The sequence below is a fragment of the Streptomyces flaveolus genome, assembly GCF_000716535.1.
Lineage (GTDB): Bacteria > Actinomycetota > Actinomycetes > Streptomycetales > Streptomycetaceae > Streptomyces > Streptomyces flaveolus_A.
Window position 1 is genome coordinate 1 of sequence record NZ_JNWV01000134.1, and the last position, 914, is coordinate 914.

The following is a 914-nucleotide window of genomic DNA, read 5'->3' on the forward strand; positions in this document are numbered from 1 at the left end:
GGGCCGGTTCGTCGCCTCCGGTGAACTGCCCCGTCCCATGGTGGAGGAGGCTCTTCAAGGGGCGGGAGAGGCGGCCGGTCTGCCGCCGGCCGAGTGCCGCGCCACCATCCGGAGCGCCCTGGACTGGTCCATCACCCACAACCCATCCAGGGCGGCAGCATGAGCCCCCGCCCCGTCGCCCCCTTGAAGAGCCCCCCGGAGGCTTCTGACGGGCCGTCTGACGCCGTCTCGGGCCCGCCCGGTGCGCGGGTGGGCGGGCCGAAGGTCGCCGCCCGTAAGGGCGTCCCTTCTGCTCTTCGTTCTGACCCGCGCCAGGGCGACGGCCGTTACCCCGTCGCGTGGCTGTCCATCAGCTCCCCGCGCTACGGCCACATGCCCACTGCCGCCTCACAGTGCCAGTGCGGCTGGAACCGCAGCGCCGTCGGCCACGCCCAGGTGGCCGCGCTGATCGAAGCCCACACCGCCCACCGCGACACCTGTCCGCTCCGCCACCCCCGGGAAGGGAGGGCCGCCGCATGACCGCACCCGCCGCCATCGACGGGGCCGCGCTGCTCAACGAGGTGGAAGCCTTCCACCGCCGGTTCAACGTCTTCCCCACCGAGGCCGCATACGTCGCGGTCGCGCTGTGGGACGCGCACGCCCACCTGCTCGACTGCTTCGACTCCACCCCCCGCATCGCCTTCCTGTCCCCCGAACCGGGGTCGGGCAAGACCCGGGCGCTGGAGATCGTGGAAACCCTCGTGCCGCAGCCCATGACCGCCGTCAACGCATCCGCCGCCGCGCTGTTCCGGTCCGTCTCCAGCGGCAACGGCAAACCGACGATCCTGTTCGATGAGATCGACACCGTCTTCGGCCCCAAGGCCGGGGACAACGAGGAACTGCGCGGGTTCCTCAACGCCGGACACCGCCGCACC

The 914-nt window shown here is 72.2% G+C and carries 2 pseudogenes; both read left to right on the forward strand.

Features of this window, described 5'->3' with window-relative positions:
• Positions 1–163 (forward strand): annotated as a pseudogene (locus OO52_RS54950) (bifunctional DNA primase/polymerase); the annotation flags it as partial.
• A 352-nt stretch (positions 164–515) separates the two neighbouring features.
• Positions 516–914: pseudogene (locus OO52_RS45495) on the forward strand (DUF3631 domain-containing protein); the annotation flags it as partial.